At 71.4% G+C, this 2,729-nt stretch carries 3 protein-coding genes; 1 reads left to right on the top strand and 2 read right to left on the bottom strand.

The window, feature by feature from the left end; all coding sequences use genetic code 11:
• Both ACTHK2_RS06015 and ACTHK2_RS06010 read right to left on the bottom strand, forming a co-directional pair.
• The coding region (locus tag ACTHK2_RS06015) for a hypothetical protein (RefSeq protein WP_440244792.1) at positions 1-182 on the bottom strand (182 nt) is incomplete at its 3' end.
• Positions 179-985 carry an MBL fold metallo-hydrolase gene (locus ACTHK2_RS06010; RefSeq protein ID WP_440244791.1) on the bottom strand — a complete coding sequence of 269 codons (807 nt, stop codon included), beginning with the start codon at positions 983-985 and terminating at the stop codon, positions 179-181. The genes ACTHK2_RS06015 and ACTHK2_RS06010, both read right to left, overlap by 4 nt.
• 86 nt (positions 986-1,071) lie before the next feature.
• Here ACTHK2_RS06010 and pdxR point away from each other — a divergent pair, with 86 nt between their 5' ends.
• A complete protein-coding gene (gene pdxR, locus ACTHK2_RS06005) occupies positions 1,072-2,550 on the top strand; it encodes a MocR-like pyridoxine biosynthesis transcription factor PdxR (protein WP_440244790.1) in 1,479 nt (492 codons plus the stop codon).
• Positions 2,551-2,729: the final 179 nt, after the last annotated feature.

Below are 2,729 nucleotides of genomic sequence, written 5' to 3'. Positions count from 1 at the left end.
CCGGCGGCCATGCGGATCAGCTCGGCGAAGCCGCGATCGCCGAACACGCGTAGCAGCTTGGAGCTGCGGCCGGTGCCGGGTGCCGCGACCCACGGCAATGCCTCGGCCTGGCGTTCGTGGTGCGCGAGCAGGCCGTCGCGCAGCGCATCGAGCGACGGCGGCGAGGTCGGCGCGCCGCTCACGCGGCCACCGCGCGCAGGTGGCGCTCGAACGATGCATCGACCGCGGCGCGTGCGCCGCCGATGATGTTGCGGCCCCAGGTGTAGCCGTAGACATCCTCGAAGGCAAAACGCGCGAGCCGGTCGCGCATCGCTCGCACGTCACCGGTCGCCATCGGGATGAAGTTCGGATAGCTGTACATGAAGGTCACGTGGCGCCGGTCCATGACGACCTGCAGCGCGTCACCCGGGAACAGTGCGCCTCCGGCGCGCGGGCCGTCCTTCCAGTGCAATGCGGTGCTGCCGGGGAAATGCCCGCCGCAGCGGATCAGGGTCACGTCGTCGGACAGCGCGAGTTCGTCTCCGCTCCACCAGCGGATGCGCGGCGATGGCCGCTGCACCCATTCGCGGTCGGCTTCGTGCAGCAGGATCTCGACGCCGCCGAGCGCATCGCTCCAGTCGACCATCGCCGAATAGAAGTGGGGATGCGAGATGACGATGCGGTCGACGCCGCCGCGTTCACCCAATGCGGCGAGCGCGGCGTCATCGACGAGGCTCACGCACTCCCACAACAGGTTGCCGGCGCCGGTCGGCAGCAGCAGTGCGCGTTGCGGGATCGCGAAATCGGGCGTGATGCCGATGCCGAGCAGGCCTGCGTCGACGTCGATACGCAGGTGGTGTCGCACGGCGAGTTCGGCCGCCGTCGTCCAGCGCTGGCCACTCCAGCCGACGTACTGGCGATCGTCCTCGCAGATCGCACAGCGCACGGGCGGCACGGGGCTCCGGGCATGCTGGGTGCCGCAGGTTTCGCAGATATGGCACGGCATGGTCACAACTCCTTTCGGTGCAGGCGCAAGCATTCGGACGAGCCATAACGTACGCTTGCACTGGTTCTCCACCCGGACCAGTCGAGATGACTTCGCAGGAACCAGTCAGCCCGCCGTTCGCCTTCCCGCTGCAGCTCGACGGCCATGCCGGCGGTCGCATGCGCCAACTGCACGAACAACTGCGCGCGGCGATCCTCGACCGGCGCCTGCCCGCAGGCGCCGAACTGCCGTCGACGCGGCGCGTCGCGGGCGCGTATGCCGTCACGCGCAACACGGTCATCGCCGCCTACGACCTGCTCATCGCCGAGGGCTACGTGATCCCGCGCGCCGGCGCCAAGGCGGTCGTCGCCGAACTCGCCGCGGCGAGCGCCGCCGCGCGGCGTGGTGCCAGGCCGCGGCCGCTGCCGCTCGGCCTCGAGGATCCGCGCCTCAATCCGCTGTGGCGTACGCCGTTCCTCGTCGGCTCGTCGCCGCGCGGCCTGCCGCCGCGCTCGTTCCGCCTCGGCGTGCCCGAACACCGCCACTTCCCGCACGAGGTCTGGCGCAAGCTTTCCACGCACGCATTGCGCGCGTGGTCGAAGGCACCTTTCAGCTATCCGCCGTCGGAAGGCATCGCGGAACTGCGCGAAGCGATCGCGCAGCACGTCGCGTTCGCGCGCGCGGTCGCGTGCAAGGCCGACGACATCGTCGTCACCTCCGGCGCGCAGCAGGCGTTCGACCTGCTCGCGCGCCTGCTCGTGACGCCGGGCAAGACGCGTGTCGCGTTCGAGGAACCCGGCTACCCGCCCGTGCGCGCCGCGATGGCCGCGGCCGGCGCGCAGCTCGTCTCGATCCCGGTCGACGACGAGGGCCTGTGCGTCGATCGATTGCCGCCCGACGTGAAGGTCGTGAGTGTGACGCCCTCGCACCAGTCGCCGACCGGCGTCGCGTTGTCGATGCGCCGGCGCATCGCCCTGCTCGACTTCGCGCGCACGCACGGCGCGGTCGTGCTCGAGGACGATTACGACGGCGAATTCCGCTTCGGCAACCGCCCGCTCGATGCGCTGCAGACGCTCGACCGCGACGCGCTCGTGTTCTACATCGGTACCTTCTCGAAGAGCCTGTTCCCGGCACTGCGCAAGGGTTTCGTGGTCGCGCCCGCGTGGGCGCGCGACGCGCTCGTCACGGTCAAGCACTGCACCGATTCGCACGGCGATGCGATCGCCCAGGCGACGCTCGCCGCCTTCATCCGCGACGGCCACCTCGCGCGCCACGTGCGGCGCATGCGGCCGCTCTATGCCGAACGGCGCGAGGCACTGCTCGACGGCCTGCGGCGCCACCTCGGCGACTGGTTCGAACCGATCCCGTCGGAAGCGGGCTTGCACCTCGCCGCGCGCATCCGCGAGCCCGCGCACGCCGACGCGATCTATGCGAAGGCGCGCGTGCACGTCCCCGGCGCGATGCCGGCCGGCGAGTACTCGCGTGAGCCGCTGCCGCAACCGGCGCTCACGTTCGGCTACGGCGTCATTGATGCGGACGAGATCGGGCCGGCGCTGCAGCGGTTTGCGCGGGCGCTTGCCGGTTGAGCGCGGCGGCACACGCTGCGCGCGTGCCGCCCTCGAGGGTGCGAGTCATCGCGCGAAGCGGTCGAAACCTCGCAGGGCGGGTCGAGCGCGCAGCGCGAGTCCCGCCGCAATCCCGCGACGGCCCGCGTCGACCGCGGCGCTTCGGCGGCACGCGCTGCGCGCGTACCGCCCTACACGAG

The sequence above is a fragment of the Dokdonella sp. genome (assembly GCF_051958935.1).
Taxonomy (GTDB): domain Bacteria; phylum Pseudomonadota; class Gammaproteobacteria; order Xanthomonadales; family Rhodanobacteraceae; genus Dokdonella_A.
The sequence above is the reverse complement of the archived record's forward strand: the minus strand, read 5'-3'. Positions and strand labels throughout refer to the sequence as shown.